This window comes from Acinetobacter sp. ANC_7512, from assembly GCF_056779935.1.
This window is the reverse complement of sequence record NZ_JBWYIX010000022.1, coordinates 1-5256: the sequence shown is the minus strand read 5'-3', so window position 1 is coordinate 5256 and position 5256 is coordinate 1. Positions and strand designations below refer to the sequence as shown.

The window sequence follows — 5256 nt, the reverse complement described above, 5'->3', positions numbered from 1 at the left end:
TTTGCGTGCCTTTGCTTGGTCAAAGAAGTTATTAACAGCTATTTGAGTTGCTTTAATTTGTGCAGTTTAGCGTTTTATCTAACTAAATCAAGTTATTTGTCATGATTTGAACCACAACACCAACTGTTTGGGTGTTGTATAGTCAAGCCTCACGAGTAATTAGTATTGGTCAGCTTCATACGTCACCGTACTTCCACATCCAACCTATCAACGTTGTAGTCTTCAACGGCTCTTTAGAGGACATAAAGTCCTTGGGAAATCTAATCTTGAGGTAGGCTTCCCGCTTAGATGCTTTCAGCGGTTATCCCTTCCGAACATAGCTACCCGGCGATGCGACTGGCGTCACAACCGGTACACCAGAGGTTCGTCCACTCTGGTCCTCTCGTACTAGGAGCAGATCCTCTCAAATTTCCAACGCCCACGGTAGATAGGGACCGAACTGTCTCACGACGTTCTAAACCCAGCTCGCGTACCTCTTTAAATGGCGAACAGCCATACCCTTGGGACCTGCTTCAGCCCCAGGATGAGATGAGCCGACATCGAGGTGCCAAACACCGCCGTCGATATGAACTCTTGGGCGGTATCAGCCTGTTATCCCCAGAGTACCTTTTATCCGTTGAGCGATGGCCCTTCCATACAGAACCACCGGATCACTAAGACCTACTTTCGTACCTGCTCGACTTGTGGGTCTCGCAGTTAAGCGCGCTTTTGCCTTTATACTCTACGCGTGATTTCCGACCACGCTGAGCGCACCTTCGTACTCCTCCGTTACTCTTTAGGAGGAGACCGCCCCAGTCAAACTACCCACCAGACATGGTCCTCGCTCCAGATAATGGAGCAGAGTTAGAACCTCAATATTACCAGGGTGGTATTTCAAGGACGGCTCCATAGAAACTGGCGTTTCTACTTCAAAGCCTCCCACCTATCCTACACAAGTAAGATCAAAGTTCAATGTCAAGCTGCAGTAAAGGTTCACGGGGTCTTTCCGTCTAGCCGCGGGTACACCGCATCTTCACGGCGAATTCGATTTCACTGAGCCTCTGCTGGAGACAGCGCCGCCATCATTATGCCATTCGTGCAGGTCGGAACTTACCCGACAAGGAATTTCGCTACCTTAGGACCGTTATAGTTACGGCCGCCGTTTACTGGGGCTTCGATCAAGAGCTTCGCTTACGCTAACCCCATCAATTAACCTTCCAGCACCGGGCAGGCATCACACCCTATACGTCCACTTTCGTGTTTGCAGAGTGCTATGTTTTTAATAAACAGTTGCAGCGGCCTGGTTTCTGAGGCTGCCAGTAGCTCAAGGAGCAAGTCCTATCACCGCCGGCAGCGTACCTTCTCCCGAAGTTACGGTACCATTTTGCCTAGTTCCTTCAGCAGAGTTCTCTCAAGCGCTTTGGTCTACTCGACCTGACCACCTGTGTCGGTTTCGGGTACGATTCCTGTGTAACTGAAGCTTAGAGACTTTTCCTGGAAGTATGGTATCAGCCACTTCGCTAGTAAACTAGCTTGCTATCGATTCTCAGCATAGAGTACCCCGGATTTGCCTAAGATACATGCCTACAATCTTCCACCTGGACAACCAACGCCAGGCTGACTTAACCTTCTCCGTCCTCTCATCGCATTACACAGAAGTATTGGAATATTAACCAATTTCCCATCGACTACGCCTCTCGGCCTCGCCTTAGGGGTCGACTCACCCAGCCCCGATTAACGTTGGACTGGAACCCTTGGTCTTTCAGCGAACGGGTTTTTCACCCGTTTTATCGTTACTCACGTCAGCATTCGCACTTCTGATACCTCCAGCAGACTTCTCAATCCACCTTCATCGGCTTACAGAACGCTCCCCTACCACTTGCAATAAATTGCAAATCCGCAGCTTCGGTACATAGTTTTAGCCCCGTTACATCTTCCGCGCAGGCCGACTCGACTAGTGAGCTATTACGCTTTCTTTAAAGGGTGGCTGCTTCTAAGCCAACCTCCTAGCTGTCTATGCCTTCCCACATCGTTTCCCACTTAACTATGATTTAGGGACCTTAGCTGGCGGTCTGGATTGTTTTCCTCTTGACTACGGACGTTAGCACCCGCAGTCTGTCTCCCGGATAGTACTCATTGGTATTCGGAGTTTGCATCGGTTTGGTAAGTCGGGATGACCCCCTAGCCGAAACAGTGCTCTACCCCCAATGGTATTCGTCCGAGGCGCTACCTAAATAGCTTTCGGGGAGAACCAGCTATCACCAGGCTTGATTAGCCTTTCACCCCTATCCACAAGTCATCCCCTGGCTTTTCAACGACAGTGGGTTCGGTCCTCCAGTAAGTGTTACCTCACCTTCAACCTGCTCATGGATAGATCGCCTGGTTTCGGGTCTACACCCAGCAACTAAACGCCCTATTAAGACTCGATTTCTCTACGGCTCCCCTATTCGGTTAACCTTGCTACTGAATGTAAGTCGCTGACCCATTATACAAAAGGTACGCAGTCACATCACGAAGATGCTCCCACTGCTTGTATGCATGCGGTTTCAGGATCTATTTCACTCCCCTCACAGGGGTTCTTTTCGCCTTTCCCTCACGGTACTGGTTCACTATCGGTCAGTCAGGAGTATTTAGCCTTGGAGGATGGTCCCCCCATATTCAGACAAGGTTTCACGTGCCCCGCCCTACTCGACATCATCATGTAAGCCCTTTCGTGTACAGGACTATCACCTACTATGGTTGCACTTCCCAGAGCATTCCACTAAAGCTTACATAACTTAATGGGCTTTTCCCCTTTCGCTCGCCGCTACTGAGGGAATCTCAATTGATTTCTTTTCCTACGGGTACTGAGATGTTTCACTTCCCCGCGTTTGCCTTGCAACACTATGTATTCATGTTGCAATACCTATCTTATGATAGGTGGGTTCCCCCATTCAGAAATCTCCGGATCACAGGATATTTGCCGCCTCCCCGGAGCTTTTCGCAGGCTATCACGTCTTTCATCGCCTCTGACTGCCAAGGCATCCACCACATGCACTTAATTACTTGACTATACAACCCCAAACAGTCGTTCGATCCTACAAGTAGATCGTTCAACATTACAGTTTGAAGTACTGTGTATCTAAACACTGTACAGCTTCAATTCAAATTCATATACCAAAACGCTTGATTCAGTTAATTTCGCTAGTTCTCATTTCAATCACTTCAACTCAATAACTTACGTTATCTCGTTTCCGCTCTTTCTATGAGTATGAACAAATTATTTCAACTCAAATATATGCTGTTAATGATTCACTACGTCTTCGTCAGATCGCAGTCAACTGTGATAAATCACAGAGCTTAATAATCAAGGCGTGCAGTATACACAGCTTTATTACTAAGCTCTATAAGCTATCAACTCGTTTGCTTACTACGTATTCGAATGAATACGTGGTGGAGACTAGGAGAGTCGAACTCCTGACCTCCTGCGTGCAAAGCAGGCGCTCTACCAACTAAGCTAAGTCCCCAGCTTATCATTTAGATCAATGTATCGTATGAGTATGTCATGGTGGGTCTGACAAGACTTGAACTTGTGACCCCACGCTTATCAAGCGTGTGCTCTAACCAACTGAGCTACAGACCCTCAGATACATCGTCATGAAGAACAACTTGTTGTGGATTCTTACCAATCGTCAATCTTTCGTTAAGGAGGTGATCCAGCCGCAGGTTCCCCTACGGCTACCTTGTTACGACTTCACCCCAGTCATCGGCCACACCGTGGTAAGCGTCCTCCTTGCGGTTAGACTACCTACTTCTGGTGCAACAAACTCCCATGGTGTGACGGGCGGTGTGTACAAGGCCCGGGAACGTATTCACCGCGGCATTCTGATCCGCGATTACTAGCGATTCCGACTTCATGGAGTCGAGTTGCAGACTCCAATCCGGACTACGATCGGCTTTTTGAGATTAGCATCCTATCGCTAGGTAGCAACCCTTTGTACCGACCATTGTAGCACGTGTGTAGCCCTGGTCGTAAGGGCCATGATGACTTGACGTCGTCCCCGCCTTCCTCCAGTTTGTCACTGGCAGTATCCTTAAAGTTCCCGGCTTAACCCGCTGGCAAATAAGGAAAAGGGTTGCGCTCGTTGCGGGACTTAACCCAACATCTCACGACACGAGCTGACGACAGCCATGCAGCACCTGTATGTAAGTTCCCGAAGGCACCAATCCATCTCTGGAAAGTTCTTACTATGTCAAGACCAGGTAAGGTTCTTCGCGTTGCATCGAATTAAACCACATGCTCCACCGCTTGTGCGGGCCCCCGTCAATTCATTTGAGTTTTAGTCTTGCGACCGTACTCCCCAGGCGGTCTACTTATCGCGTTAGCTGCGCCACTAAAGCCTCAAAGGCCCCAACGGCTAGTAGACATCGTTTACGGCATGGACTACCAGGGTATCTAATCCTGTTTGCTCCCCATGCTTTCGTACCTCAGCGTCAGTATTAGGCCAGATGGCTGCCTTCGCCATCGGTATTCCTCCAGATCTCTACGCATTTCACCGCTACACCTGGAATTCTACCATCCTCTCCCATACTCTAGCTTCCCAGTATCGAATGCAATTCCCAAGTTAAGCTCGGGGATTTCACATCCGACTTAAAAAGCCGCCTACGCACGCTTTACGCCCAGTAAATCCGATTAACGCTCGCACCCTCTGTATTACCGCGGCTGCTGGCACAGAGTTAGCCGGTGCTTATTCTGCGAGTAACGTCCACTATCCAAGAGTATTAATCTTAGTAGCCTCCTCCTCGCTTAAAGTGCTTTACAACCAAAAGGCCTTCTTCACACACGCGGCATGGCTGGATCAGGCTTCCGCCCATTGTCCAATATTCCCCACTGCTGCCTCCCGTAGGAGTCTGGGCCGTGTCTCAGTCCCAGTGTGGCGGATCATCCTCTCAGACCCGCTACAGATCGTCGCCTTGGTAGGCCTTTACCCCACCAACTAGCTAATCCGACTTAGGCTCATCTATTAGCGCAAGGCCCGAAGGTCCCCTGCTTTCTCCCGTAGGACGTATGCGGTATTAGCATCCCTTTCGAGATGTTGTCCCCCACTAATAGGCAGATTCCTAAGCATTACTCACCCGTCCGCCGCTAGGTCCAGTAGCAAGCTACCTTCCCCCGCTCGACTTGCATGTGTTAAGCCTGCCGCCAGCGTTCAATCTGAGCCATGATCAAACTCTTCAGTTTAAAATCAATAGTACCTAAAGGGTACCAATCTTGGCTCATCAATTACTGACAAAAAA

2 tRNA genes and 2 rRNA genes are annotated in these 5256 nt (G+C 49.2%); all 4 read right to left on the bottom strand.

Annotated features, from left to right (window positions below):
- Positions 1-138 precede the first annotated feature (138 nt).
- Positions 139-3030: ribosomal RNA gene (locus AC1M9H_RS14265) — 23S ribosomal RNA — on the bottom strand.
- 379 nt (positions 3031-3409) lie between these two features.
- A tRNA-Ala gene (locus AC1M9H_RS14260) sits at positions 3410-3485 on the bottom strand.
- 39 nt (positions 3486-3524) lie between these two features.
- Positions 3525-3601: transfer RNA gene (locus AC1M9H_RS14255), tRNA-Ile, on the bottom strand.
- 61 nt (positions 3602-3662) lie between these two features.
- Positions 3663-5200: ribosomal RNA gene (locus AC1M9H_RS14250) — 16S ribosomal RNA — on the bottom strand.
- Together the 16S and 23S rRNA genes with 2 tRNA genes alongside form the textbook arrangement of a ribosomal RNA operon.
- Positions 5201-5256 lie beyond the last annotated feature (56 nt).